At 63.9% G+C, this 24,775-nt stretch carries 23 protein-coding genes; 5 read left to right on the top strand and 18 right to left on the bottom strand.

Going from position 1 to position 24,775, the window contains the following annotated elements:
* Nucleotides 1-96: 96 nt before the first annotated feature.
* The 3 genes from prfB (at nucleotide 97) to U5768_RS07420 (ending at nucleotide 3,974) form a co-directional block, all read left to right on the top strand.
* Nucleotides 97-1,201 (top strand): peptide chain release factor 2 gene (prfB, locus tag U5768_RS07430; RefSeq protein ID WP_201697250.1). Its coding sequence is split into 2 segments (ribosomal slippage): nucleotides 97-177 and nucleotides 179-1,201, totalling 1,104 coding nucleotides; the frame shifts between segments, so codons are not numbered across the junction.
* 211 nt (nucleotides 1,202-1,412) lie between these two features.
* Nucleotides 1,413-2,948, top strand: coding sequence for a lysine--tRNA ligase (gene lysS / locus U5768_RS07425; RefSeq protein ID WP_322029746.1), 1,536 nt, complete (start codon nucleotides 1,413-1,415; stop codon nucleotides 2,946-2,948).
* A 318-nt stretch (nucleotides 2,949-3,266) separates the two neighbouring features.
* Complete coding sequence (locus U5768_RS07420) at nucleotides 3,267-3,974, top strand: glycine zipper 2TM domain-containing protein (RefSeq protein WP_322029745.1); 708 nt, start codon at nucleotides 3,267-3,269, stop codon at nucleotides 3,972-3,974.
* Nucleotides 3,975-4,063: 89 nt separating this feature from the next.
* On the opposite strand, the gene iscX is transcribed toward U5768_RS07420, so the two are convergent.
* The 12 genes from iscX to U5768_RS07360 all read right to left on the bottom strand — a co-directional run bounded on the left by iscX (nucleotide 4,064) and on the right by U5768_RS07360 (nucleotide 13,572).
* Nucleotides 4,064-4,261 carry a Fe-S cluster assembly protein IscX gene (iscX, locus tag U5768_RS07415; RefSeq protein ID WP_322029744.1) on the bottom strand — a complete coding sequence of 66 codons (198 nt, stop codon included), beginning with the start codon at nucleotides 4,259-4,261 and terminating at the stop codon, nucleotides 4,064-4,066.
* A 30-nt stretch (nucleotides 4,262-4,291) separates the two neighbouring features.
* Nucleotides 4,292-4,633 (bottom strand): ISC system 2Fe-2S type ferredoxin, encoded by a 342-nt coding sequence (gene fdx / locus U5768_RS07410; protein WP_069265529.1) that lies wholly within the window; start codon nucleotides 4,631-4,633, stop codon nucleotides 4,292-4,294.
* A gap of 184 nt (nucleotides 4,634-4,817) precedes the next feature.
* Nucleotides 4,818-6,689, bottom strand: a complete 1,872-nt coding sequence (gene hscA / locus U5768_RS07405; RefSeq protein WP_322029743.1) for a Fe-S protein assembly chaperone HscA — start codon at nucleotides 6,687-6,689, stop codon at nucleotides 4,818-4,820.
* A 50-nt stretch (nucleotides 6,690-6,739) separates the two neighbouring features.
* Nucleotides 6,740-7,288 (bottom strand): Fe-S protein assembly co-chaperone HscB, encoded by a 549-nt coding sequence (gene hscB, locus U5768_RS07400; protein WP_322029742.1) that lies wholly within the window; start codon nucleotides 7,286-7,288, stop codon nucleotides 6,740-6,742.
* 104 nt (nucleotides 7,289-7,392) lie between these two features.
* Nucleotides 7,393-7,716 (bottom strand): iron-sulfur cluster assembly protein IscA, encoded by a 324-nt coding sequence (gene iscA / locus U5768_RS07395; protein ID WP_028210067.1) that lies wholly within the window; start codon nucleotides 7,714-7,716, stop codon nucleotides 7,393-7,395.
* A 143-nt stretch (nucleotides 7,717-7,859) separates the two neighbouring features.
* A complete protein-coding gene (gene iscU, locus U5768_RS07390; RefSeq protein ID WP_322029741.1) occupies nucleotides 7,860-8,264 on the bottom strand; it encodes a Fe-S cluster assembly scaffold IscU in 405 nt (134 codons plus the stop codon).
* Nucleotides 8,265-8,365: 101 nt separating this feature from the next.
* Nucleotides 8,366-9,589 (bottom strand): IscS subfamily cysteine desulfurase, encoded by a 1,224-nt coding sequence (locus U5768_RS07385; protein WP_322029740.1) that lies wholly within the window; start codon nucleotides 9,587-9,589, stop codon nucleotides 8,366-8,368.
* An 80-nt stretch (nucleotides 9,590-9,669) separates the two neighbouring features.
* Nucleotides 9,670-10,203, bottom strand: a complete 534-nt coding sequence (gene iscR, locus U5768_RS07380) for a Fe-S cluster assembly transcriptional regulator IscR (protein ID WP_322029739.1) — start codon at nucleotides 10,201-10,203, stop codon at nucleotides 9,670-9,672.
* A 90-nt stretch (nucleotides 10,204-10,293) separates the two neighbouring features.
* Nucleotides 10,294-10,821, bottom strand: coding sequence for a low molecular weight protein-tyrosine-phosphatase (locus tag U5768_RS07375; RefSeq protein ID WP_322029738.1), 528 nt, complete (start codon nucleotides 10,819-10,821; stop codon nucleotides 10,294-10,296).
* Between the two features lie 110 nt (nucleotides 10,822-10,931).
* The gene (locus U5768_RS07370; protein ID WP_322029737.1) at nucleotides 10,932-11,162 is read right to left on the bottom strand and encodes a hypothetical protein; all 231 of its coding nucleotides are present in this window, start codon (nucleotides 11,160-11,162) and stop codon (nucleotides 10,932-10,934) included.
* 159 nt (nucleotides 11,163-11,321) lie between these two features.
* On the bottom strand, nucleotides 11,322-12,758 hold the full coding sequence (locus U5768_RS07365) for a lactate utilization protein B (protein ID WP_322029736.1): 1,437 nt from the start codon (nucleotides 12,756-12,758) through the stop codon (nucleotides 11,322-11,324).
* A 91-nt stretch (nucleotides 12,759-12,849) separates the two neighbouring features.
* Nucleotides 12,850-13,572: a (Fe-S)-binding protein gene (locus U5768_RS07360; protein ID WP_322029735.1), complete on the bottom strand. Its 723-nt coding sequence runs from the start codon at nucleotides 13,570-13,572 to the stop codon at nucleotides 12,850-12,852.
* A 189-nt stretch (nucleotides 13,573-13,761) separates the two neighbouring features.
* On the opposite strand from U5768_RS07360, the gene U5768_RS07355 reads away from it, so the two are divergent.
* A complete protein-coding gene (locus U5768_RS07355) occupies nucleotides 13,762-14,562 on the top strand; it encodes an IclR family transcriptional regulator (RefSeq protein WP_322029734.1) in 801 nt (266 codons plus the stop codon).
* 70 nt (nucleotides 14,563-14,632) lie between these two features.
* On the opposite strand, the gene U5768_RS07350 is transcribed toward U5768_RS07355, so the two are convergent.
* From U5768_RS07350 to pbpG, 3 genes are all read right to left on the bottom strand, one after another.
* Complete coding sequence (locus tag U5768_RS07350) at nucleotides 14,633-15,157, bottom strand: DNA-binding protein (RefSeq protein WP_322029733.1); 525 nt, start codon at nucleotides 15,155-15,157, stop codon at nucleotides 14,633-14,635.
* A 3-nt stretch (nucleotides 15,158-15,160) separates the two neighbouring features.
* The gene (locus U5768_RS07345; protein ID WP_322029732.1) at nucleotides 15,161-15,448 is read right to left on the bottom strand and encodes a hypothetical protein; all 288 of its coding nucleotides are present in this window, start codon (nucleotides 15,446-15,448) and stop codon (nucleotides 15,161-15,163) included.
* Between the two features lie 240 nt (nucleotides 15,449-15,688).
* Nucleotides 15,689-16,870 carry a D-alanyl-D-alanine endopeptidase gene (pbpG, locus tag U5768_RS07340; RefSeq protein ID WP_322029731.1) on the bottom strand — a complete coding sequence of 394 codons (1,182 nt, stop codon included), beginning with the start codon at nucleotides 16,868-16,870 and terminating at the stop codon, nucleotides 15,689-15,691.
* Nucleotides 16,871-17,585: 715 nt separating this feature from the next.
* Here pbpG and U5768_RS07335 point away from each other — a divergent pair.
* Nucleotides 17,586-18,158, top strand: a complete 573-nt coding sequence (locus U5768_RS07335) for a phasin family protein (protein WP_322029730.1) — start codon at nucleotides 17,586-17,588, stop codon at nucleotides 18,156-18,158.
* Between the two features lie 235 nt (nucleotides 18,159-18,393).
* On the opposite strand, the gene lpdA is transcribed toward U5768_RS07335, so the two are convergent.
* The 3 genes from lpdA to aceE all read right to left on the bottom strand — a co-directional run bounded on the left by lpdA (nucleotide 18,394) and on the right by aceE (nucleotide 24,737).
* Nucleotides 18,394-20,187, bottom strand: a complete 1,794-nt coding sequence (gene lpdA, locus U5768_RS07330; protein ID WP_322029729.1) for a dihydrolipoyl dehydrogenase — start codon at nucleotides 20,185-20,187, stop codon at nucleotides 18,394-18,396.
* Between the two features lie 95 nt (nucleotides 20,188-20,282).
* Nucleotides 20,283-21,962: a dihydrolipoyllysine-residue acetyltransferase gene (gene aceF / locus U5768_RS07325; protein WP_322029728.1), complete on the bottom strand. Its 1,680-nt coding sequence runs from the start codon at nucleotides 21,960-21,962 to the stop codon at nucleotides 20,283-20,285.
* 78 nt (nucleotides 21,963-22,040) lie between these two features.
* Nucleotides 22,041-24,737, bottom strand: coding sequence for a pyruvate dehydrogenase (acetyl-transferring), homodimeric type (aceE, locus tag U5768_RS07320; RefSeq protein WP_322029727.1), 2,697 nt, complete (start codon nucleotides 24,735-24,737; stop codon nucleotides 22,041-22,043).
* Nucleotides 24,738-24,775 lie beyond the last annotated feature (38 nt).

Below are 24,775 nucleotides of genomic sequence, written 5' to 3'. Positions count from 1 at the left end.
ACTCGCGGGCGCGGGCCGCCCGATCAGCCCGTGCCGCCCTTGATCCGGGTCCAATCAGCTATAATTCAATGTTTTACACGCCGGATCACGATACAAATGGAAGCGGAACGTCTCAACGCGATCGAAGCCCTTTTGGCGGACCTGCGCACGCGCGCGGGCGAGCTACGGGGGTATCTTTGACTACGACGTAAAAGCCCGACGGCTCGTCGAAGTCAACAGCGAACTCGAAGACCCCAACGTCTGGAACGACTCCAAACACGCCCAGGGTCTCGGCAAGGAAAAGAAGCTGCTCGAAGGCGTCGTGCACGTGCTCGACGGCATCGAGAACGACACGCGCGACACGCAGGATCTCTTCGAGATGGCCCGCGAGGAAGGCGATGAGGACACGCTCGTCGCCATCGAAACCGACGCTCAGGCAATCGAAGCGCGCGTGGCCGACGTCGAGTTCCGCCGCATGTTCGCGAATCCGGCCGACCCCAACAACGCGTTCATCGACATCCAGGCCGGCGCCGGCGGCACCGAGGCCTGCGACTGGGCTTCCATGCTGCTGCGCCAATACGTGCGCTACTGCGAGCGCAAGGGCTTCAAGACCGAAGTGCTCGAAGAGTCCGAAGGCGACGTGGCCGGCATCAAGAGCGCGACGATCAAGGTCGAAGGCGAATACGCCTACGGCTTTTTGCGCACCGAAACCGGCATTCACCGCCTCGTGCGCAAGTCGCCGTTCGATTCTTCCGGCGGCCGTCACACGTCGTTCTCGTCGGTATTCGTGTATCCGGAAATCGACGACTCGTTCGAGATCGAAGTCAATCCGGCCGATCTGCGCATCGACACGTACCGCGCTTCGGGCGCGGGCGGTCAGCACATCAACAAGACCGACTCCGCCGTGCGTATCACGCACGTGCCGTCGGGCATCGTCGTGCAGTGCCAGAACGACCGCTCGCAGCACCGCAACCGCGCCGAAGCCATGGCCATGCTGAAGTCGCGCCTGTACGAAGCCGAAATGCGCAAACGCCAGTCGGAACAGGACAAGCTCGAGGCGGGCAAGTCGGACGTGGGCTGGGGCCACCAGATTCGCTCCTACGTGCTCGACAACAGCCGCATCAAGGATCTGCGCACCAACGTCGAAATCAGCAACACCAAGGCCGTGCTCGACGGCGATCTCGACGCCTTCATCAGCGCGAGCCTGAAACAGGGCGTGTAAGCTTCCCGCACGCCGCGGGCGCTGCAGAACACCGCATGCCGCCCTCTCCTGCTGCGCCGCCCGCAACGACCGCGAGGCGAGCGACGCGCAGCAGGAACCGAAGTCCGCTTATTTGCGCGCGATGCGCGCCGTGTCCCGCGAAGGATCACGCCGGGGCCGCGGCCCCGAAAACTCGCCGAAACACCTGCGAATCAAAGAACTCCGAGCCATCATGACCGAACCGACCCAGCAGAACGCGCCCAGCGCCGCGCCCGAACTCGACGACAACCAGATCATCGCCGAGCGCCGCGAGAAACTGCGCGCGCTGCGCGAAGCAGGCGTCGCCTATCCGAACGACTTCCGCCCCACTCATCACGCGGCCGACCTCCAGCGCGACTACGCCGACACCGACAAGGACGCGCTCGAAGCCGCGCCGCTCGAAGTCGCGATTGCCGGCCGCATGATGCTCAAGCGCGTGATGGGCAAGGCGAGCTTCGCCACGGTGCGCGACGGCTCGGGCCAGATCCAGTTCTTCATCACGCCCGCCGACGTGGGCGAGACGACCTACGACGCGTTCAAGAAGTGGGATCTGGGCGACATCGTCGCGGCGAAAGGCGTGCTGTTTCGCACCAACAAGGGCGAGCTTTCGGTGCGCGTCACCGAACTGCGTCTGCTCTCGAAGGCGCTGCGCCCGCTGCCGGACAAGTTCCATGGCCTTTCGGATCAGGAAATGCGCTATCGCCAGCGCTATGTCGACCTGATCGTCACGCCGGAAGCGCGTCAGACGTTCCAGGCGCGCACGAAGGCCATTTCGTCGGTGCGCCGCTTCATGGCCGACGCGGGCTTCATGGAAGTCGAAACGCCGATGCTCCACCCGATCCCGGGCGGCGCGGCCGCGAAGCCGTTCGTCACGCACCACAACGCGCTCGACATGCAGATGTTCATGCGCATCGCGCCCGAGCTGTATCTCAAGCGCCTGATCGTCGGCGGCTTCGAGCGCGTATTCGAAATCAACCGGAATTTCCGTAACGAAGGCGTTTCGCCGCGTCACAATCCGGAATTCACGATGATGGAGTTCTACGCCGCGTACACCGACTACGCCTGGCTCATGGACTTCACCGAGCAACTGATCCGCCAGGCCGCCATCGACGCGAGCGGCACCGCCGTGCTCACGTATCAGGGCCGCGAACTCGATCTGTCGAAGCCGTTCCATCGCTTGACGATCGTGCAGGCGATCCAGAAATACGCGCCGCAGTACACGAACGAACAGCTCGCCGACGCCGCCTTCCTGCGCGCGGAACTGAAGAAGTTCGGCGTGGACGCGAACCAGCCGCAGTTCCTCAATGCTGGCGTGGGCTCGCTGCAACTGGCGCTGTTCGAAGAGACCGCCGAGTCCCAGCTTTGGGAGCCGACCTACATCATCGACTACCCGGTCGAAGTCTCGCCGCTCGCGCGCGCCTCGGACACGCTGCCGGGCATCACCGAGCGCTTCGAGCTGTTCATCACGGGCCGCGAGATCGCCAACGGCTTCTCGGAGCTGAACGATCCGGAAGACCAGGCCGCCCGCTTCAAGAAGCAGGTCGAGCAGAAGGACGCGGGCGACGAAGAAGCGATGTTCTACGACGCCGACTACATCCGCGCACTCGAGTACGGCATGCCCCCGACGGGCGGCTGCGGCATCGGCATCGACCGCCTGATCATGCTGCTCACTGACAGCGCCAGCATCCGCGACGTGATCCTCTTCCCGCACCTGCGCCGCGAAGACTAAGCAAGGGCATTGGCCTGCCATGACGGGGCGCATGCGGTTCGTACCGCGTGCGCCCCGTTTTCTTTTGGCGGCGGCCCGCTCGTGGTTGTAACCATCGGTAAAACCTGCTCCGGGGTGCGGCGACCCCCACCAGGTACGCGAATTGCCTTCGCGTGGAAAACCGCCCTGTGCAATGCTTCGCGACGATTGCGCCCTTTTCGGCGCGGCGCTCCCAACGCGCAGGGTTACAAATTGAAACGCGCAGTGAATGGGATTGGCTCACACTGGGTTCCACGAGAGAAACACAGAGAGCCAACTCTGCCAAAGACGGAGCCTGTCATGAACACAACCGATCCGACCACACCGAAACGCCGCCTTCACCCGCTTATCGCCGCCGCCGCGGCTGCCGTGATCATCGCGAGCCTTGCGGCCACTGCGGCTATCACCGGCGTTTTCCCGCGGGCTTCCAGCACCGCAGAACAGAGCGCCCAGGTTCAGACGGGCCAGATGGGCCAGACGGCCACGACGGCTTCCCAGCCGCCGGTCGTCGATTCGACGAAGCCCGCCCAGGCCTCGCAATATGCGCAGAGCGCGCCGGCGCAGCCGCAGCCGGTTGCGCCGCAGGCCCAACAGCAAGCGCCGGCACCCGTCGCCCCGGCGGCCGCACCGCCGCAGCAGCAGTACGCACAGGAAGCGCCGCCCGCCCAGCCCGCGTGTTCGACGTGCGGCACGGTCGTCGCGATTTCGGAGGTCAAGCATGAGGGCCATGGCACCGGTATCGGCGCGGTCGGCGGCGCGGTGGCGGGCGGCGTGGTGGGCAACCAGTTCGGTTCCGGTAACGGCCGCACGGCCATGACGCTGCTGGGCGCGCTGGGTGGTGGCGTCGCCGGCAACTCGGTCGAAAAGCATCTGCGCAGCTCGACGAGCTATTCCGTACGCGTACGGATGGAGAACGGGAAGATGCGCTACTTCACGTATCACCAAGCGCCGCCGTTCCAGCAGGGTGAACGCGTGCGTGTGGAAAACGGCGCGCTGGTCGCGGGCTGATTCACCGAACCTCGCCGCGCAACAAAAAGGCGATTTGCCGTATGGGCAAATCGCCTTTTTTCTCGCCCGTTTGCCGGGCGTAGCCGGAATCAGTAGCCCGCGTCTTCGATCCACGCGGCCTGGATCGCTTCGAGAATTTTCTCGTTCGAGCGCTCCGGGTCGTCGTCGAAACCGTCGAGCTGCGTGATCCAGCGGTGCAGATCGGTGAAGCGCACGTACTGCGGATCCACTTCTGGATGGGTGTCCGTCAAGGCCACCGCGATGTCCTGCGTATCGGTCCATTTCATGGCTGTGCGCTCCTCCTCGTGTTCAGTGGCTCAGTGGTTTTCTTTCGCGTGGTTGATCGAGTAACGCGGAATCTCGACCACCAGGTCGTCGTTCTCCGGCACTATGGCCTGGCACGACAGCCGCGACGTCGGCTCAAGTCCCCACGCCTTGTCGAGAAGATCGTCTTCGTCTTCCTCGGACGGCACGAGCGCATCGAAACCTTCGCGCACAATCACGTGACAGGTCGTGCAGGCGCACGACTTCTCGCATGCGTGCTCGATTTCGATGCCGTGTTCGAGCAGCGCGTCGCACACGCTCTCGCCCGGCTTGGCGTCGATGACCGCGCCCTCAGGACACAGTTCGACATGGGGCAGCACCACGATTTGAGGCATTGTGATTTCCGTATCCAATAACTTTCATATCGGGCGCATGCCCCGCCTCCGACGGCGGCATGTGCCCATTCTACTGTCGGTGCGCGCTCTGCCACATCGGGAAAGCACGCACGCCCGCGCCGTTTGCTAATGACGCGTTCGCCTTTAAGCTGTTGAGGCTTCAGCCGCGAATCCAGCCGCGGTTTCAGCCGATCTCGTCGAGCTTCTTGCCCGCCAGCGCGCGCTTGATGCCCTTGTCCATCCGCCGCGCCGCAAACTCGTCGGTGCCTTCGGAAAGCGACTTCGTGGCCGCCTCGATCGCGCCGGCGTCCTCGCCCTGCGCGACTTGCGCGAGCGCGGCGATCAACGCATCGACCTGGGCGCGCTCGGCTTCGTCGAGCAACTCGCCATCGGCGCCCAAAGCGGCGTTCGTCGCCTCGATGATGCGCTGCGCCTCGACCTGCGCCTCGCGCAGCGCGCGGGCGCGCATGTCGACTTCGGCGGTCTTGAAGCTGTCTTCGAGCATTCGGGCCACGTCGTCGTCGGCGAGACCGTAGGACGGCTTCACCACCACCGACGCTTCCACGCCCGAAAGCTGCTCGCGCGCGAACACGGACAAGAGGCCGTCCGCATCCACCTGATAAGTCACGCGAATGCGCGCCGCGCCCGCCGCCATCGGCGGAATGCCGCGCAGCTCGAAGCGCGCAAGCGAGCGGCAGTCGGCGACGAGTTCGCGCTCGCCCTGCACCACATGGATCGCCATGGCCGTCTGGCCGTCCTTGAAGGTCGTGAAGTCCTGCGCGCGCGCGACCGGAATGGTCGAGTTGCGCGGGATGATCTTCTCGACGAGTCCGCCCATCGTTTCCACACCGAGCGAGAGCGGAATGACGTCGAGCAGCAGCCAGTCGTCCTCGCCGCCGCGGTTGCCCGCGAGCAGGTCGGCCTGGATCGCCGCGCCGAGCGCGACGACCTGATCCGGGTCCAGATTCGTGAGCGGCGCCTGGCCGAAGTACTGCTCCACGGCGCGGCGGATCACGGGCATGCGCGTCGCGCCGCCCACCAGCACCACGCCTTTCACGTCTTTCGCCGCCACCTTCGCGTCGCGCAGCGCCTTGCGCGTCGGCGTGAGCGTGCGCTGCACGAGCGCTTGCGTGAGCGCTTCGAAGCGCGGCTCGTCGATCGTCAGCGCGATTGCCCTGCCGGTCGACAGCGTCGCCTCGATGCGCGCCTCGGGCGCGAACGAGAGCGCTTCCTTCGCATCGCGCACGCGGTCGAGCAACAGGCGCACGTCTTCAGGGGCGAGCGTCGCGCGCTCGATCCCGGATTGTTCCAGCGCATACGCAAAGAGCGCATGGTCGAAATCGTCGCCGCCGAGCGCCGAGTCGCCGCCGGCCGCCAGCACTTCGAATACGCCCTTCGTGAGCTTGAGAATCGACAGGTCGAACGTGCCGCCGCCGAGGTCGTAGACCGCGTAGAGGCCTTCGGCGCCGTTATCGAGTCCGTACGCGATCGCGGCCGCGGTCGGCTCGTTGAGCAGACGCAGCACGTTCAGCCCCGCGAGACGTGCGGCGTCCTTCGTCGCCTGGCGCTGCGCTTCGTCGAAATACGCCGGCACCGTGATGACCGCGCCGACGAGTTCGTCGCCGAGCGTGTCTTCGGCGCGCTGGCGCAGCGTCGCAAGGATTTCCGCCGAGACTTCGACGGGGCTCTTCACGCCGTCCACGGTCCGGATCTGCACCATGCCCGGCGCGTCGACGAAGTCATAGGGCGCGTTGGCGGCGCCTTCGACGTCGGACTTGCCGCGGCCCATGAAGCGCTTGACCGAGACGATCGTATTGCGCGGATCGGTGGCGGCTTGCGCCTTCGCCGTGCGGCCGATGCGGCGGCCGCCGTTCGCCAGATAGCGCACGACCGAAGGCAGCAGCGCGTGGCCGTCTTCGTCGGGCAACACGTCGGGCACGCCGCTGCGCACCGCGGCGACCAGCGAGTTCGTCGTGCCGAGGTCGATGCCGACGGCGAGTCGCCGCTGATGCGGCGCCGGCGCCATGCCGGGTTCGGAGATTTGCAGTAAGGCCATCTGTGTGATCTGCTTTTTAACCTGGTGGGCGCGAGCGCCCGATATCCGTATCAGCCTTCGAGCCGCTCGATCTGCGAGTCGATCTCGTCCGCCACGCGCTCGATGAACATGAGCTGGCGCACCGCTTCTGCCGCTGCCTGGTTCGAGCCGCTGTCGAGCAGCGCCGCGAGCTTCGTGAAGCGCACGCGTTCGTCGTCGCGCAGTTCGCCCGCGAGTGCATCGAGCGCCTCGACGTTCTTCGCGCCGACCGCGTCTTCGATCGCCTCGCGCCACTCCATCTGCTGCATGAGGAACGCGGGCTCCATCGCGGTGTTGTTCTCCGCGCCAACGTCGATGCCGCGCAGATGCAGCAGATACTTCGCGCGCTTGAGCGGATCGCGCAGCGTCTGGTACGCCTCGTTCGTGCGCGTGGCCCATTGCATTGCGACGCGCTTTTGCGCCTCTCCGGCCGCGGCGAAGCGGTCGGGATGCACCTGCGCCTGCACCGTGCGGTAGGCATGGTCGAGCGCGTTCGCGTCGATTGCGAACTGCTCGGGCAGGCCGAACAGCACGAAGTGGCTATCGGAAAGCGAGCGGGCGGGCGTGGAAGGCGTGCTCATCGGCGGGAACGTTCTTGTGGGGCTATGAAGGGCTCTAAGAGATGCCGGCGGCCATCAAAATCAAAAAGGCGGCACAGGCCGCCTTTTCACCGCTCGACGCGGGCTCAAACGCGGAAGGACTCGCCGCAGCCGCACTCGTCCTTCACGTTCGGGTTGTTGAACCGGAAGCCTTCGTTCAGGCCTTCGCGCACGAAATCGAGTTGCGTGCCGTCGATATACGCGAGGCTCTTCGGGTCGACGATGACCTTCACGCCGTGACTCTCGAAGACGTTGTCCTCGGGCGCGAGTTCGTCGACGTACTCGAGCTTGTACGCGAGGCCCGAGCAGCCCGTCGTGCGCACGCCAAGACGCAGACCCACGCCCTTGCCGCGACGGGTCAGGTACTTTTGCACGTGCTGTGCCGCTTTTTCAGTCAACGTAATTGCCATAGCATCTTCGCCGCGCCTCGCGCCGCCGGGTGGGGCTTGCCCTTCCCTTGCGTCGCGACGCAACCCTGCTGCATCCAAAATCGTTAGTCCCGGAGCGCCGCACCAACTGGTCCGGCGCCGTCCTGCGTCTGCGCTGCGCTTGATTACGCCGCGTCGGCCTTCGCTTCGCTCGTGTGACGCTGGCGATAGTCCGCAACCGCTGCCTTGATCGCGTCTTCCGCGAGAATCGAGCAGTGGATCTTCACCGGCGGCAGCGCCAGCTCTTCGGCGATCTGCGTGTTCTTGATGTCGAGCGCCTGGTCGAGCGTCTTGCCCTTCACCCATTCGGTCACGAGCGAACTCGAAGCGATGGCCGAGCCGCAGCCGTACGTCTTGAACTTCGCGTCTTCGATCACGCCGTCCGCGCCCACGCGGATCTGCAGCTTCATCACGTCGCCGCACGCCGGCGCGCCGACCATGCCGGTGCCCACCGCGTCGTCGTCCTTCGAGAACGAGCCAACGTTGCGCGGGTTTTCGTAGTGGTCCAGAACCTTGTCGCTATATGCCATGATCACACTCCTTCAATTCGTTGGCCGCGCTGCATTTGTATTGCGCTGCGGCCGGTTCGTTATTCGTTGACAACTGCGCGCCGGGAACTGCCCTGCGCACCTTAGTGCGCGGCCCACTGAATGGTCGACAGATCGATGCCGTCCTGGTGCATTTCCCACAGCGGCGAGAGTTCGCGCAGCTTGGCGATCTTCGTCTTCAGCAGGTTGATCACGTAGTCGACGTCCTGCTCCGTCGTGAAACGGCCCACCGTGAAGCGGATCGAGCTGTGCGCCAGTTCGTCGTTGCGGCCGAGCGCGCGCAGCACATACGACGGCTCGAGCGATGCCGACGTACACGCCGAACCCGACGACACCGCCACATCCTTCACCGCCATGATCAGCGACTCACCTTCGACGAAGTTGAAGCTGATGTTCAGGTTGTGCGGGACGCGCTTTTCCATGTCGCCGTTCACGTAGGTCTCTTCGATTTCCGAGAGGCCCTTGAGCAGACGGTCGCGCAGCATGCGCACGCGCTCGTTTTCCGTCGCCATTTCTTCACGCGCGATGCGGAACGCCTCGCCCATGCCGACGATCTGGTGCGTGGCCAGCGTGCCCGAGCGCATGCCACGCTCGTGACCGCCGCCGTGCATCTGTGCTTCGATGCGCACGCGCGGCTTGCGACGCACGTACAGCGCGCCGATGCCCTTCGGGCCGTAAGTCTTGTGCGCCGAGAACGACATCAGGTCGACCTTGAGCTTTTGCAGGTCGATGGGCGCCTTGCCCGTCGATTGCGCGGCGTCGACGTGAAAAATGATGCCCTTTTCGCGGCAGATTTCGCCGATCGTCTCGATGTCCTGGATCACGCCGATCTCGTTGTTCACGTGCATGACGGAAACGAGGATCGTGTCGGGACGCAGCGCGGCCTTGAACGCTTCGAGGTCGATCAAACCATCGTCCTTGACGTCCAGATACGTGACTTCGTAGCCTTCGCGCTCAAGCTCGCGGCAGGTGTCGAGCACGGCCTTGTGCTCGGTCTTCACCGTGATGATGTGCTTGCCACGGCTCTTGTAGAAGTGCGCCGCGCCCTTGATCGCGAGGTTGTCCGATTCGGTCGCGCCGGAGGTCCAGATGATTTCACGCGGATCCGCGTTGACGAGCGCCGCGACGTTCTCGCGCGCTTCCTCGACGGCGCGCTCCGCGTCCCAGCCGTAGGCGTGGCTGCGCGACGCGGGATTGCCGAACTGCTCGCGCAGATACGGAATCATCTTGTCCACCACGCGCGGGTCGACGGGCGTCGTCGCGCTGTAGTCCATGTAAATGGGCAGGTGGGGAATGTCGTTATTCATCTATCGCTCCGGGGAATCTTGTGTGCTGCGCTGTATTGTCTGTTTTGCCGACTGCGGCGGTCTGGCGGCGCTCGAAAGCCCTACGAACCCGCCATGTTGAAGATCGAGTTCGGACCCAGCGGCACAGTCCTGACCGGCTCCACCGCCGGCGCCTGCGCGCGGCGATCGCGCAGAACGGCGGGCGCTGCGCCTTCGCGGGCGCGCTGCTTGTCCACCAGATCCTTCAGCGATACCGAATCGAGGTACTCGACCATTTTCTGGTTCAGCGTCGACCAGAGTTCGTGCGTCATGCAGTGGCCGTCGTGCTGCTTGGTGCCCTCGCAGGCGCCCTTGCCGCCGCACTGGGTGGCGTCGAGCGGCTCGTCCACGGCAATGATGATGTCCGCGACCGTGACGTCCTCGGCGCGGCGCGCAAGGTTGTACCCGCCGCCCGGCCCGCGGACCGATTCGACGATTTCATGACGGCGCAGCTTGCCGAACAGTTGTTCGAGGTACGACAGCGAGATGTGCTGGCGCTGGCTGATACCCGCAAGCGTCACCGGGCCTTGCTCCTGGCGCAGCGCCAGGTCAATCATCGCCGTGACGGCGAAACGACCTTTGGTGGTGAGTCTCATGATGTAGGGGGAACCGCAATTCTCGACAATTTTCGTCAAGTATAAATACATGACTAGTTTAGTCAAGTATCACCGTCGCGATTTGGGTTATTACGTGCGCAGCGAATCGCAAAAATGAGCCGATTTCTGCATCCGGCAATCCACGAGCTGCGGCCGCAAAGCCGCGAGCAGACCCGCGCAACCGGCCTCGCATTGATCGAGCACCGTTTCGAAGCCCGCATCGCCGCCGAAATAGGGGTCAACTACAATCCGCCCGTCAGCCTGAGGGGCGAATTCCATCAGCAGGCGAATCTTGTCGCGCTCGCTCGCCGGGCACACATCCCGGAGCGCGGTGACGTTGGCATCGTCCATCGCCACGATTACGTCGAAACGGCGGAAATCCTCCGCCGCGATCTGCCGGGCGCGCAACGGCGCAAGATCATAGCCGCGCTGGACACCGGCCCGCTGGGCGCGCTCGTCGGGCGCCTGGCCGATGTGCCAGTCGCCGGTTCCCGCCGAATCGATCTCGATGCGTCCCGCCAACCCCGCTTCGTCCACGAGGCGCGACATCACGGCCTCGGCCGTGGGCGAGCGGCAGATGTTGCCAAGACAAACGAAGCAGACGGAAACCTTTTTCATTCGTGGGAACGGGTGCAACGGTCAACGTTTAGCGCGCGGCGGCGAATCTCAAATTATACAAAGCGCACGAAGCGCGCGCTGCGCCGCGCGTTGGCGCGCGGGGGCAATCATCAGATCGCGTTCGATCGCGGCAGCGGCGCGAGACCACTCATCGCCTTCACCGGCGTCTTGCCTTCGCTGCCCACGAGCCCGTAAGACACCGCGCGGGCGAGTTCTGCTGTGACCTGATCGGCGGCGAGCGGCATTTGCTGCTCGGCAGTTTTCCATGCATGGATCCATGCAATTACCGCGAGCGGCACGATCAGCGCCAGCGGCCAGTACACCGTTATTTTCTTTCTCATGATGCGACTCTCTATCGACTGTGAAGCGATAGCTGCGGACGCACTATCGCCAGTCGAGATGATATAGAGAGTCGCAATCAGGAAAAACCCGGTCCGGACGAACACACTGTTGCGCCAGCTTAAATAGTCGGCGACCTGAGCTTGACCGCCGGGCGCGCATCAGGCCTGTTGGGAGCGCTTTGTCGTGTCGAGATGCGTGTGCCGCGCCGCGTACAACTCGCGGAAGGTGCGGCCGACCGGCGCGGGCATGTCGCGCCCATTGGTCCAGCCCCGCGCGAATGGCAGCTTGCGAATGAGCCTGGCCCGGCCGCCCATGCGCTCGAGTATCCGCACGCCCAGTTTGGTGAGCAGCGCGTAGGCCGTTGGGTGCAGCGCGAGCCAGCCCCACGCGGCCAACGCCGCGCGCTCACGCCACGGCCGCAGATGCCGCTCGGTCTGCTTCTCGCGCAGTTTGCGCAGCAAGTCCGACAACGGAATGCCCACCGGGCAGACACTGTTGCATTCCCCGCAGAGCGTCGCGGCCTGCGGAAGATCGAGCGATTTTTCGATGCCGACGTAGCTCGGCGTGAGCACCGAGCCCATAGGGCCGGGATAGACCCACCCGTAAGCATGGCCGCCCACCTTCTGATACACCGGACAGTGGTTCATACACGCGCCGCAACGAATGCAGCGCAGCATCTCCTGAAACTCGCCGCCAATCAGGCCAGTGCGGCCGCCGTCCACCAGCACGACGTACATGTGCTCCGGGCCGTCCAGCTCCTCGGGCCCGCGCGGGCCGGTGAGAACGGAAAAGTAGTTCGACGTGGCCTGCCCCGTTGCCGAACGCGGCAACAAACGCATGGCGGTCGCGAGATCTTCGAGCGTAGGCAGCACCTTCTCGATGCCCGTTACCGCCACATGGACGCGCGGCATGACGGTGCACATGCCCTCGTTGCCCTCGTTGGTCACCAGCACGACCGAGCCCGTTTCCGCGATCAGGAAGTTACCGCCCGTCACGCCCATATCGGCGGAGAGAAAGTGCGGCCGCAGGACTTCGCGCGCCTCCCGCGTCATATCGGGGATTTCCGTCAGGCGCGGCTTGTCGTGCGTCTTCGCGAAAAGATCGGCGATCTCGTCCTTGTCCTTATGGACGACGGGCGCAATGATGTGACTGGGCGGCTCGTTGTCGTTGATTTGCAGGATGTACTCGCCAAGATCGGTCTCGATGGACTGCACGCCCATTTCCGCAAGCACCGTATTGAGGCGCATTTCCTCCGACACCATCGACTTGGTCTTGATGACCTTGCGCACGTCGTGGCGCCGCGCGATGTCCGCGACCAGCTTCGCCGCATCTTGCGCCGTTTGCGCATAGAGCACGGTCACCCCGCGCCGCGAAGCCTCTGTTTCGAACTGCTCCAGCCAGACGTCGAGATTCTCGAGCGCACGGTTGCGGCGCGCCTTGAGCGCCGCGCGCGTGGCAGGGAAATCGATCGCCGTAATCGCCTCGGCGCGCGCCGAGACGAACTTGGTCGAAAGTTTCTTGAGATTGTGCTGCAGACGCTGGTCGGCCAGCTTCTGACCGGCGCGCGCCTTGAACTGCATCGATTGGACTTGCATGGCGTGAGGGCGAGGTTGTGCGGTGTTCGGCGAGGTCTGTGGGGGTATTCGTACGTTCCGCGCAAGAGATGCGACAGCAACCGGCGGCGCGTCACACGTCGCCGGCCAGCACCTGCGCAATGTGCAGCACGCGCGTGGTGGTGTCGCCGGTGCGGCGCAGGCGACCTTCGATATTCAACATGCAGCCGAGGTCGCCTAACACCACCGTGCCAGTACCGCTCGCCTGCACATTGACGCACTTCTCGTCCGCAATGGCCGTCGAGATGTCGCCGTACTTCACAGCAAAGGTGCCCCCGAAGCCGCAGCAATGCTCGCAGTCCTTCATCTCACACACTTCAACGCCGCGCTGGGCGAGCAGCGTGCGCGGCTGCGCCTTGACGCCAAGTTCGCGCAGCCCGGAGCACGAGTCGTGATAAGTAACCGGCCCGCTGAATTCCCCTTGCGGCAGCATGACCTTTGCGACATTCACGAGGAAATCCGTGAGTTCGTAGACGCGCTCGCGCAACTTGCCGTAACGCGCCATCAATTCCGGATCGTCGCGAAACAGATCGCCATAGTGCACGCGGATCATGCCGCCGCAAGAACCCGAAGGGACGACGACATAGTCGAACTGCTCGAATTCGCGCAGCGTCTTTTCCGCGAGATCGCGCGCGAGCGCTCGCTCGCCCGAGTTGTAGGCCGGCTGGCCGCAGCAGGTTTGCGCGGGCGGCACTACAACTTCATAGCCCGCCTCTTCGAGCAACTTGAGCGTGGAAAAGCCAATTTCCGGACGCATCGTGTCGATAAGGCAGGTGACGAACAGACCGACTCGCATGGGAACTCCTCGTTAAAACCGTCCCCGATTATCCGCTGTTTCGCGGCCGCTACCAACGCAGGTCTGCATCCCCGTGCGAGGCGCGCGCGATGCCGCGGTGCAGCGCGGAGGGCCGCCCTACCGCTTACTTTTTTCACAATACGAGATACAATGCCCTTTCCGCCTCACGTGTCAAACGAATCTGAACTCATGAGCGACACCCATCCAGATCCGAAGACCTCGATTCAGGTGATCGAGCGCATGATGCGCCTGCTGGACGCGCTGGCCGCGCACAGCGACCCTGTCAGCCTGAAGGAACTTGCGCACCGCACCGAACTGCACCCTTCGACTGCGCACCGCATCCTGAACGATATGGTCAGTTGCCGTCTCGTCGACCGCTCCGATCCTGGCACCTACCGGCTTGGCATGCGGCTGCTCGAACTCGGCAACCTCGTCAAAGCGCGGCTTTCCGTACGCGACGCGGCGCTCACGCCCATGCGCGAACTGCACCGCCTCACGGGCCAGACCGTGAACCTCTCCGTGCGCCAGGGCGACGAGATCGTCTACATCGAACGCGCCTATTCGGAGCGCTCGGGCATGCAGGTGGTGCGCGCCATTGGCGGCCGTGCCCCGTTGCACCTAACTTCGGTGGGCAAGCTCTTTCTCGCCGCCGACGAAGCGAACCGCGTGCGCGCCTACGCCACACGCACGGGTCTTTCGGGTCACACGCGCAACAGCATCACCGACCTCGGACGCCTCGAGCGCGAACTCGCCCATGTCCGCCAGCAATTCTGCGCACGTGACAACGAAGAGCTTGAACTGGGCGTACGCTGCATCGCCGCCGGTATCTACGACGACACCGGCAAACTCGTGGCGGGCCTTTCGCTTTCCGCACCGGCGGACCGCTTGCAGGATTCGTGGCTTGGCCAATTGAGCAAGACGGCGCTCACGATTTCGGAATCGCTCGGCTATCATCCAGAGCCCGCTGAAGGCAACGTGCAGCCCGCCTGAAATCCGGGCGAAGCGGAATCAAGAAACGCGGAGGCATGCCCCTCCGCTTTTTTTTGCTTCTTCGCCTGCATCAGGCTACCAGTTCATCGAGCTGCCGATTCAGCTTCGTGTCGAGATGGCGCGCTTCTTTTGCCAGATTCACCTGCTTTGCCATTCGCGCCGTTTCCAGCAGCGCGAGGTCGATGCTGTAACCGTCGCGTTCCTTAAGCCACGCCAGGATGTCGCCAAGATGCCATAGCGACGGATTGCCCTCGTGCACGGGCTGAGGGAATTCCGCGGCGTGCCCCAGCATCAGCTTGCGCATGTTCTGGCGCGACATGCCGGTCAGATCGGCGGCGTCGGTCAGGCCGACGAAATCTGGCGCGGCTTCCACGAGGCGCGCGGCAGGCACCGCCCGCTTCACGTCCTGCAGCGCCGTGTAGATTGCCGAACATGCATTGGCACCCTCGCGCGTGAACGTCAGCGCGATTCGGCCAGGCACTCCCACACCGATAGTCGCATCGTCGCAGCCTGCCGCGGCCAGGCGCTCCACGAGTTCCTCGTGATCGTTGTCTTCCACCGCCAGTTGGTACTTGAGCGTGAACAGATAATTCATGTGCTACTCCGGCGCTTCGGCCGCCGCACATGCGGATGCCGCGTTGATACGATGTGTCGTGCAATTGTCGACGACCCGTTTGAGCACATAGGCATGATTGCCCGCATTACGCGGCGTGCCCCAGATGCTCGTGATGCAGAATTCCCCGCAGCGACAGGCAGCGTCGTTGTATGGGCAGTACATTCGTCCCCATGCATGCCCGTGGCCTTTACCTGGTTGAACTAACCAACCCTGTTTCTCGGCATAAGCAAGTACGGCTTCGATCTCTTTCTTCGGGTGCGATCGTCTCATCGACAAGCTCAGTGTATGCATCGTTAGATCGGTTGTCAATTGACAACTATCAAGGTCCGGCGTCGCCGCGCGCTGCAGTCAAGCGGGATTGGGCGCCAGGCCACCGTTCACTGAACCATGTTGCCAATGAACCAAACGACGAGACAGTCAGCCGATCGTCATAGGGCGGCCGGCACGCATCAGAAAACAAAACGCCCCGCAGTTGCGGGGCGTTTGCAGGGTCGATCCGTAAAGGCGGCATCAGGTGCCTGGGCCGCCCGCGTCGGCGCTAGTAATACGCGGCTGCTGATCGGCGCCGCCATTGTCGAGCCACGTGCGCACGCGCGTCGCATCCGCGAAGCGCGAGTACTTGCCGCTCGAATCGAGCAGAACCATGATCACCGGACGATTGTGGATCGTCGTCTGCATGACGAGGCACTCGCCCGCTTCGTTGATGAAGCCTGTTTTCTGCAGGCCGATGTCCCACGACGCATTGCGCACCAGCGCATTCGTGCTGTTGTAGGCGAGATTGCGCTTGCCCGTGAACACGTCGTAGCTGCGGTCGGTCGAGAACTGGCGAATCATCGGGTACTGGTAAGCCGCGTTCACCATCTTCACGAGGTCGCGCGCGGTCGAGACGTTGTGGCTCGTGAGCCCCGTGGAATTCTCGAAGTGCGTATCGGTCATGCCGAGCTGCTTAGCCTTCGCGTTCATCGCCGCGATGAACGCCGGGCGCCCGCCCGGGTAATAGCGCGAGAGCGCCGCCGCCGCGCGGTTTTCCGAGGCCATCAACGCGATGTGCAGCATGTCTTCGCGCGAAAGCACCGAGCCCACCGAAAGACGCGAGCCCGTGTTCTTCTCGTAATCGCGATCTTCGTCCGTGACTTCGATCGGCTCCGAGAGCGATTCCTTCGAGTCGAGCACGACCATCGCGGTCATGAGCTTCGAGATCGAGGCGATCGGCACGACGGCGTGCGAGTTCTTGTCGAAGAGCGGTTCGAGCGTGTTCTGGTCGACCACGTAGCCCACGCCCGAGCGCAGCATCAACGAGTCGGGCGTCTCGTGCAGACCGAACGCCTGACCGACCGTCGGCTGGCGCGGTTCGAACGCGACGCGGCGCACCGCCGAATGATGGCGGCCGTTCATCGTATAAGTGACGCGGCGCTTTCTCGCCGCAGGACGCGCATCGTCGTCCTTCGCGGCGACGGTGCGGGTTGCGCCCGCCTTTTTGGCCTTTGCCGTTTCCGGCTCGGCCTTCGCAACCTTTTTGGCGACTCTTTTCGCCTTGACCGTTTTGGCCGGTGCGGCGTCTTGCGACGCAGCAAAAGCGCCCTCAGGCGCCACGAGCGTCGCACTGATCGCAACGGAAACAGCGACCGACAACGCGGTGCTGAGAACCGACGACGGCATCAGTGAGAACGACAGGAGCTTGTCGGATTTCATTGGTGTTCTTGATGGAGCGGCGGGATCGTTCGCCAAGTGTAGTAAAACCACGAAAATTTCGCAAATTGAAGCACTTATCGGCGCTCATTAAACCGAAGTATGACCGTCGATTGAGCAAGCCAATGCACTTCCCGCATTCGATGAAGTCAGACAATTGCCAAGCCGCTCCTCTCGCACGACGCCGCTTCGCTGACAACGTTTGCGGCGCACGCACAGTGCGCTTGCTGCGTTAACGGCGTTCGGCGTACGAAACTTGAACTGAGGAAATACGGCTGAGATTGTCTGACCACCCGTGCCGCCGTGCCGCGCGACCCGCGTTCGACTGCAATGGATCCTTAACGTTCCATGTAGGAATTCGGTGTACGCACCTAGGTAAAGTCCTATAGGCGCATTCATGCAATCCATGCCGCATCTTGCCAGAAGGCGCATTTCCGTGCTCGCGCCAGCCTGCGCGCAGCGCCCCACCGACGGCGCGAACCCCCGCGCGCCGGGGCATCGGCGCGGTTGTCGCACCTGCGCCCATGCGCGAAGCATAAGTGTCTGTTTAATAATAAATTATCGACATTGTGCGACGCACCAAAAAATCTTGACTTTCTTGTTCATCATCCTAAAATCGAGTCAATGTTGCGACGCACAAAGCGAGCGACAGAGCACCCTCGCCGTGCCATTTACTTCAGGCGACCCACGAAGGCCGCCGACATCCAGGAGCGTAAACATGAGTCTGCTGACCCCTGAGCAATTCGCCGCTGCCCAGAAAGCCAACCTCGAAACCCTGTTCGGCCTTACCGGCAAGGCATTCGAAGGCGTGGAAAAGCTCGTCGAGTTGAACCTTCAGGCCGTCCGCTCGAATCTGGCGGAATCGCAGGAACACGCCCAGCGCGTACTGTCGGTGAAGGACGCGCAGGAATTCCTGGCCCTGCAATCGAGCTATGCCCAGCCGCTGACCGAAAAAGTGCTGTCGTATGGCCGTCACGTGTACGAAATCGCCTCGGCCACCCAGGCTGAGTTTGCCAAGGTCGCCGAAGCGCATTACGAAGAGCAGAATCGCAAGGTTCAATCGCTCGTCGACAACGTCGCGAAGAACGCCCCGGCTGGCTCGGAAACCGCAGTCGCCGTGATCAAGTCGGCGATCAACGCCGCGAACACGACCTACGAAACGGTCCACAAGGCGACGAAGCAGGCCGTGGAAATGGCGGAAAGCAACTTCAACGCCGCCACCGCTGCCGCGAGCAAGGCCGCCACCCAGGCATCGCGCTCGGCTGCCGCTTCGGTCAAGAAGACGGTCTGAACGTTTTAGGCTGAACCGGTGCGCGCCGATGCAGCAGCGCACCGGGCGCCGGTCCTGAACGCTCCGGCATGCCGCCCGGCATGCCTTGCCCGGTCACCGACCGGGAATCTTTTTTACGCTCCGGCGCCTCTCGCAACACCCGCAGCACCGAGCGTCACCCCAAATGCAAACGGCGCACCCCTCGCGGAGTGCGCCGTTTCTTCATGCGCGCCGCAACGAGCGGCGCGGCACGAGCTTACTTCTTCTTCTGCGGCGGCAGGTCGGTACAGACGCCTTCGTACAGCTCGGCGGCCATGCCGATCGATTCGCCCAGCGTCGGGTGCGGGTGAATCGTCTTGCCGATGTCGGTCGCATCCGCGCCCATTTCCACGGCGAGGCAGACTTCGCTGATGAGGTCGCCCGCATTCAGGCCGACGATGCCGCCGCCGATCACGCGATGCGTTTCTTCGTCGAAGATCAGCTTCGTGAAGCCCTCGTCGCGGCCATTGGCGATCGCGCGGCCCGAAGCGGCCCACGGGAACACGGCCTTGCCGTACTTGATGCCTTCAGCCTTGCACTGGTCTTCGGTCTTGCCGGCCCACGCCACTTCCGGATCGGTGTAAGCCACCGACGGAATCTGCAACGCGTCGAAGTACGCCTTCTCGCCGTGCGCCGCTTCCGCCGCCACATGGCCCTCGTGCACGGCCTTGTGTGCGAGCATGGGCTGGCCCACCACGTCGCCGATCGCGAAGATGTGCGGCACGTTGGTGCGCATCTGCTTATCGACTTCGATGAAGCCGCGATCCGTCACCGCCACACCGGCCTTGTCCGCGCCGATCTTCTTGCCGTTGGGCGAGCGGCCCACGGCGACCAGCACGAGGTCGTAGCGCTGCGGCTCGGCCGGCGCCTTTTCGCCTTCGAACGACACGTAGATGCCGTCGTCCTTCGCCTCGGCCTTCGTCGTTTTGGTCTTGAGCATGACGTTCGCGAAGCGCTTCGCGTTGAACTTCTCCCAGACCTTCACGAGATCGCGGTCGGCGCCGGCCATCAGACCGTCGAGCATTTCGACCACGTCGATCTGCGCGCCGAGCGTTGCGTAGACAGTGGCCATTTCCAGACCGATGATGCCGCCGCCGATCACGAGCATCTTCTGCGGAATCTGACGCAGCTCCAGCGCGCCGGTCGAATCGACCACGCGCGGATCTTCCGGCATGAACGGCAGCTTCACGGCCTGCGAGCCCGCAGCGATGATCGCCTGCTTGAACTTGACGATCTTCTTGCCGCTCTCGCCCGTCACTTCCATATGATTCGGATCGAGGAACGCGCCCACGCCCGTCACGACTTCGACCTTGCGCGCCTTCGCCATGCCGGCGAGACCGCCCGTGAGCTTCTTGACCACGCCCGACTTGAAGTCGCGCAGTTTGTCGAGATCGATCTGCGGCTTGCCGAACGTGATGCCGTGCGAGCCGAGCGCTTCGGCTTCGTCGATCACGAGCGCCGTGTGCAGCAGCGCCTTCGACGGAATGCAGCCCACGTTCAGGCACACGCCGCCGAGCGTCGAATAACGCTCGACGAGCACGGTCTTCATGCCCAGGTCGGCGGAGCGGAACGCCGCCGAATAACCGCCGGGACCCGCGCCGAGCACGAGCATGTCGCATTCGACGTCGGCGTTGCCGCTGAAGCTGCCCGCTTGCGGCGCGGGCGTGGCTGCCTTCGGTGCTTCGGCTGGCTTCGGTGCTTCGGCGGCTTTCGGCGCATCGGCCTTGGGCGCCTCGGCTTGCTTCGGTGCCTGGGCGGGCGCGGCCGCGCCTTCGGACGCTTCGACCAGCGCGATCACCGTGCCTTGCGACGCCTTGTCGCCGGCCTTGATCTTCACTTCCTTGACGGTACCCGCGACGTCGCTGGGCACTTCCATCGTGGCCTTGTCCGATTCGAGCGAGAGCAAGGTTTGCTCTTTCTCGATGACGTCGCCCGCCTTGATGTTGACTTCGATGACGTCGATGTCCTTGAAGTCGCCGATATCCGGCACTTTCACTTCGACGAGACTCATGGTGTCCCCTACCCCTAAAGGATGGCCGGCCGCGCCGGCCGCCACGCACACGCGATGAACGTGCGGCGCGGCGGCGAGAGCCGGTCAGATCGGTTTTACAGAATCACGCGGCGGAAATCGCCGAGGATCGAAGCGAGGTACGCGTTGAAGCGCGCGGCAGCCGCACCGTCGATCACGCGGTGATCGTACGAGAGCGACAGCGGCAGCGTGAGGCGCGGCACGAACTGCTTGCCGTCCCACACCGGCTTCATCGCGCTCTTCGAAAGGCCGAGGATCGCCACTTCCGGTGCGTTGATGATCGGCGTGAAGTGCGTGCCGCCGATGCCGCCGAGCGACGAGATCGAGAAGCAGCCGCCCTGCATCTGGTCCGGCTTGAGCTTGCCTTCGCGGGCGAGCTTCGACAGCTCGGCCATTTCCTTCGCTATGTCGACGAGACCCTTCTTGTCCGCGTCGCGGATCACCGGCACGACGAGGCCGTTCGGCGTGTCTGCGGCGAAACCGATGTGGTAGTACTGCTTGTAGACGAGGTTGTCGCCGTCGAGGCTGGCATTGAAAGCCGGGAATTTCTTCAGCGCGGCGACGCAAGCCTTGATGACGAACGCGAGCATCGTGAACTTCACGCCTGCCTTCTCGTTTTCCTTGTTCAGTTGCACGCGCAGCGCTTCGAGGTCGGTGATGTCCGCTTCGTCGTTGTTCGTGACGTGCGGGATCATGACCCAGTTGCGGTGCAGGTTCGCGCCCGAGATCTTCTTGATGCGCGAGAGCGGTTGCGTGTCGATCGGACCGAACTTCGTGAAATCGACCTTCGGCCACGGCAGCAGATTCAGGCCCGCGCCGCCACCGGCAGGTGCGGCGGCAGCGCCAGCCGGCGCCGCGAGCTGGCCCGTCATCACGCCCTTCACGAACGCAGTGACGTCGTCCTGCGTGATGCGGCCCTTCGGACCCGTGCCCGACACGCGGGCAACGTCCACGCCGAGTTCGCGCGCGAACTTGCGCACGGACGGCGAGGCATGACTCGGACGGCGCGTGCCGCCTTCGCCTGCCGGAATGATCGGCGCCTGCGCAAGTGCCGACGGCGCGGCCGGCGCGGGTTTGACCGGTGCGGCCTGCGGCGAGTCGGACGGCTGCTCGACCGGCGCTTTCTGCGCGGGTGCGGCGGCAGGAGCCGCGGCGCCTTCCGCTTCCACTACGACGATCTCGGTGCCTTCCGACACTTCGTCGCCGACCTTGACCTTGATTTCCTTGACGACGCCCGCGACCGGACTCGGCACGTCCATCGTGGCCTTGTCCGATTCGAGCGTGACGAGCGACTGCTCCTTCTCGACGCGGTCGCCGACCTTCACGCCGATCTCGATGACGGGCACGCCCTTGTAGTCGCCGATATCGGGAACCTTCACGCTCTGCACGCCGCCGCCCGCGGCCTGCTGCTGCGCGGGAGCCGGCGCGGCGGCTTGCGCGGGCGCGGCGGCCTTTTCGGGCTGCGCGGCGGGCTTCTCTTCCTTCGCGGCCGGCGCGGCAGCGGGCGCAGCCGCGCCTTCGCCTTCCAGCACGAGAACGAGCACGCCTTCCGACACGTTGTCGCCGACCTTGACCTTCACTTCCTTGACCGTGCCCGAAGCGGGGCTCGGCACGTCCATCGTCGCCTTATCGGATTCCAGCGTGATGAGGGACTGTTCTTTTTCGACGGTATCGCCCGCCTTCACCAGCACCTCGATCACAGGAATGTCCTTGTAATCGCCGATGTCCGGCACCTTGACTTCGATCGCTTGACTCATTGTTTTGTCTCCGGGGCCGCATACGACGCGCCTCCCCGCTTCGGGGAGGCGCGCATGCCATGCACAGGGGGTGATGGGTTAGACGGTCATCGGGTTGGGTTTGGACGGATCAAGGTTGTACTTGGCGATTGCCTCGCCAACCACCTTGCGCTCGATCTTGCCTTCGTCCGCGAGCGCGTTGAGCGCGGCAACCGTCGTCCAGTAACGATCGACTTCGAAGAAGTGACGCAGCTTTTCACGCGTGTCCGAGCGGCCGAAACCGTCGGTGCCCAGCACCACGAACTTGCGCGGCACGAGGCCACGAATCTGGTCGACCAGCGCGCGAACGTAGTCGGTCGACGCGATGATCGGGCCTTCCGTGCCCTTGAGCAGCTTTTCGACGTGCGATTCGCGGCGCGGCTCGGTCGGATGCAGCAGGTTGTAGCGCTCGACTTCGTGACCTTCGCGCGCGAGTTCCGTGAAGCTCGGCACGCTCCAGAGGTCGGCTTCGACGCCCCAGTCGTTCTTGAGCAGGTCGGCGGCGGCGATCACTTCATTGAAGATCGTGCCCGCGCCCATGAGCTGAACGCGCGGGCCCTTGGCCTTGGCGTCGCCCTTACGGAACGCGTACATACCCTTGATGATGTCCTTCGCGACTTCGTCACCCTGCGGAATCGCCGGATGCTCGTAGTTCTCGTTCATCACCGTGATGTAATAGAACACGTCTTCCTGGTCCTGCACCATGCGGCGCAGACCGTCCTGCATGATGACGGCGAGTTCGTAACCGAACGTCGGGTCGTAGCTCACGCAGTTCGGCACCGAAGCCGCCCACAGCAGCGAGTGGCCGTCTTCGTGCTGCAGGCCTTCGCCGTTAAGGGTCGTACGGCCCGCCGTGCCGCCCAGCAGGAAGCCGCGCGAACGCATGTCACCCGCGGCCCACACGAGGTCGCCGATGCGCTGCATGCCGAACATCGAATAGAAGATGTAGAACGGAATCGTGATTTCGCCGTGCGTCGAGTACGACGTCGCGGCCGCGATCCAGTCCGACATGCCGCCGGCTTCGTTGATGCCTTCCTGGAGGATCTGACCGGTTTCCGATTCCTTGTAGAACATCAGTTGATCCGAATCTTCCGGCACGTACTTCTGGCCTTGCTGATTCCAGATACCGATCTGGCGGAACAGACCTTCCATGCCGAACGTACGCGACTCGTCCGGCACGATCGGCACGACGCGCTTGCCGAGCGCCTTGTCCTTCAACAGGATGTTGAGGATACGCACGAACGCCATCGTCGTCGAAATCTCGCGGCCTTCGCCCGTGCCCTTGAGCAGCGGCTCGAACACGTCGAGCGCCGGCACCGGCAGCGACTCCGCCTTCTGGCGGCGCGCGGGCAGGTAGCCGCCCAGGTCCATGCGCTTCTGGCGCATGTATTCGAGTTCCTTCGAGCCTTCCTCGAACGTGAGGTACGGCACGTCCACGATCTGCTCGTCCGTGATCGGCAGGCGGAACTGGTCGCGGAACTTCTTGAGCTGATCCACCTGCATCTTCTTCTGCTGGTGGGTGATGTTCATGGCCTGGCCGGCTTCGCCCATGCCATAGCCCTTGATCGTCTTCGCGAGAATGACGGTCGGCTGGCCCTTCGAGTTCGATGCCTCCTGGAACGCCGCGTAGATCTTGTGCGGGTCATGGCCGCCGCGGTTCAGGTTCCAGATGTCGTCATCGGACCAGTCGGCGACGAGCGCCTTCAGTTCGGGCGTGTTGAAGAAGTGCTCGCGCACGAACGCGCCCGACTCCGACTTGTACGTCTGGTACTCGCCGTCGACCACTTCCATCATGCGGCGCATGAGCGCGCCCGATTTGTCGCGCGCGAACAGCGCGTCCCAGCGGCTGCCCCAGATGACCTTGATGACGTTCCAGCCGGCGCCGCGGAATTCGCTTTCGAGTTCCTGGATGATCTTGCCGTTGCCGCGCACCGGGCCGTCGAGACGCTGCAGGTTGCAGTTGATGACGAACACGAGGTTGTCCAGACGCTCGCGGCCGGCCATGCCGATCGCGCCGAGCGATTCCGGCTCGTCCGTTTCGCCGTCGCCGAGGAAGGCCCAGACCTTGCGGCCGTCGGTCTTGGCGATGCCGCGCGCCTGCAGGTACTTCATGAAGCGCGCCTGATAGATCGCCATGATCGGGCCGAGGCCCATCGAGACGGTCGGGAATTGCCAGAAGTCCGGCATCAGCCACGGGTGCGGATACGACGAGATGCCCTCGCCGCCCACTTCCTGGCGGAAGTTGTCGAGCTGCTTTTCGGTCAGGCGGCCGAGCAGGAACGCGCGCGCGTAGACGCCCGGCGACGAGTGGCCCTGCACGAACACGAGGTCGCCGCCATGCTCGGCGGAGGGTGCGTGCCAGAAGTGGTTGTAGCCGACGTCGTAAAGCGTGGCCGCCGATGCGAACGAGGCGATATGGCCGCCCACGTTCGTGTGCTTGCCCGCGCGCAGCACCATGGCCATGGCGTTCCAGCGCGTGTACGAGCGGATGCGGTGCTCGATGTCCTGGTCGCCCGGGTTCCTGGCCTGATTGGCGACGGGGATCGTGTTGATGTACGGCGTGTTCGCCGAGAACGGCAGATGCTCGCCGTGTACGCGGGCGAATTCGATCTGCTTTTCGATCAGGTAGTGGGCGCGATCAGGACCGATAGTCGAAATGACGCCGTCCAGCGCTTCGAGCCATTCGGCGGTTTCCTGGGGATCCTCGTCCTTGTCGGCGGCAACGTACTTGAGGACTTCGTCGGGTACAGCGGACATGCTCGTCTCCTGGATGTAGGGGAACGCTGTTGATCGGA

This window comes from Paraburkholderia sp. J76 (assembly GCF_905220295.1).
Classification (GTDB): domain Bacteria; phylum Pseudomonadota; class Gammaproteobacteria; order Burkholderiales; family Burkholderiaceae; genus Paraburkholderia.
Note: the sequence above shows the minus strand (reverse complement) of the source record. Positions and strands in the feature narration are given on the sequence as shown.

Bases quoted from the DNA above. Each gene is read 5' to 3' on its own strand.
- lysS (WP_322029746.1), top strand. From the start codon at position 1,413: ATGACCGAACCGACCCAGCAGAACGCGCCCAGCGCCGCGCCCGAACTC.
- U5768_RS07420 (WP_322029745.1), top strand. From the start codon at position 3,267: ATGAACACAACCGATCCGACCACACCGAAACGCCGCCTTCACCCGCTT.
- iscX (WP_322029744.1), bottom strand. From the start codon at position 4,261: ATGAAATGGACCGATACGCAGGACATCGCGGTGGCCTTGACGGACACC.
- fdx (WP_069265529.1), bottom strand. From the start codon at position 4,633: ATGCCTCAAATCGTGGTGCTGCCCCATGTCGAACTGTGTCCTGAGGGC.
- hscA (WP_322029743.1), bottom strand. From the start codon at position 6,689: ATGGCCTTACTGCAAATCTCCGAACCCGGCATGGCGCCGGCGCCGCAT.
- hscB (WP_322029742.1), bottom strand. From the start codon at position 7,288: ATGAGCACGCCTTCCACGCCCGCCCGCTCGCTTTCCGATAGCCACTTC.
- iscA (WP_028210067.1), bottom strand. From the start codon at position 7,716: ATGGCAATTACGTTGACTGAAAAAGCGGCACAGCACGTGCAAAAGTAC.
- iscU (WP_322029741.1), bottom strand. From the start codon at position 8,264: ATGGCATATAGCGACAAGGTTCTGGACCACTACGAAAACCCGCGCAAC.
- U5768_RS07385 (WP_322029740.1), bottom strand. From the start codon at position 9,589: ATGAATAACGACATTCCCCACCTGCCCATTTACATGGACTACAGCGCG.
- iscR (WP_322029739.1), bottom strand. From the start codon at position 10,203: ATGAGACTCACCACCAAAGGTCGTTTCGCCGTCACGGCGATGATTGAC.
- U5768_RS07375 (WP_322029738.1), bottom strand. From the start codon at position 10,821: ATGAAAAAGGTTTCCGTCTGCTTCGTTTGTCTTGGCAACATCTGCCGC.
- U5768_RS07370 (WP_322029737.1), bottom strand. From the start codon at position 11,162: ATGAGAAAGAAAATAACGGTGTACTGGCCGCTGGCGCTGATCGTGCCG.
- U5768_RS07365 (WP_322029736.1), bottom strand. From the start codon at position 12,758: ATGCAAGTCCAATCGATGCAGTTCAAGGCGCGCGCCGGTCAGAAGCTG.
- U5768_RS07360 (WP_322029735.1), bottom strand. From the start codon at position 13,572: ATGCGAGTCGGTCTGTTCGTCACCTGCCTTATCGACACGATGCGTCCG.
- U5768_RS07355 (WP_322029734.1), top strand. From the start codon at position 13,762: ATGAGCGACACCCATCCAGATCCGAAGACCTCGATTCAGGTGATCGAG.
- U5768_RS07350 (WP_322029733.1), bottom strand. From the start codon at position 15,157: ATGAATTATCTGTTCACGCTCAAGTACCAACTGGCGGTGGAAGACAAC.
- U5768_RS07345 (WP_322029732.1), bottom strand. From the start codon at position 15,448: ATGAGACGATCGCACCCGAAGAAAGAGATCGAAGCCGTACTTGCTTAT.
- pbpG (WP_322029731.1), bottom strand. From the start codon at position 16,870: ATGAAATCCGACAAGCTCCTGTCGTTCTCACTGATGCCGTCGTCGGTT.
- U5768_RS07335 (WP_322029730.1), top strand. From the start codon at position 17,586: ATGAGTCTGCTGACCCCTGAGCAATTCGCCGCTGCCCAGAAAGCCAAC.
- lpdA (WP_322029729.1), bottom strand. From the start codon at position 20,187: ATGAGTCTCGTCGAAGTGAAAGTGCCGGATATCGGCGACTTCAAGGAC.
- aceF (WP_322029728.1), bottom strand. From the start codon at position 21,962: ATGAGTCAAGCGATCGAAGTCAAGGTGCCGGACATCGGCGATTACAAG.
- aceE (WP_322029727.1), bottom strand. From the start codon at position 24,737: ATGTCCGCTGTACCCGACGAAGTCCTCAAGTACGTTGCCGCCGACAAG.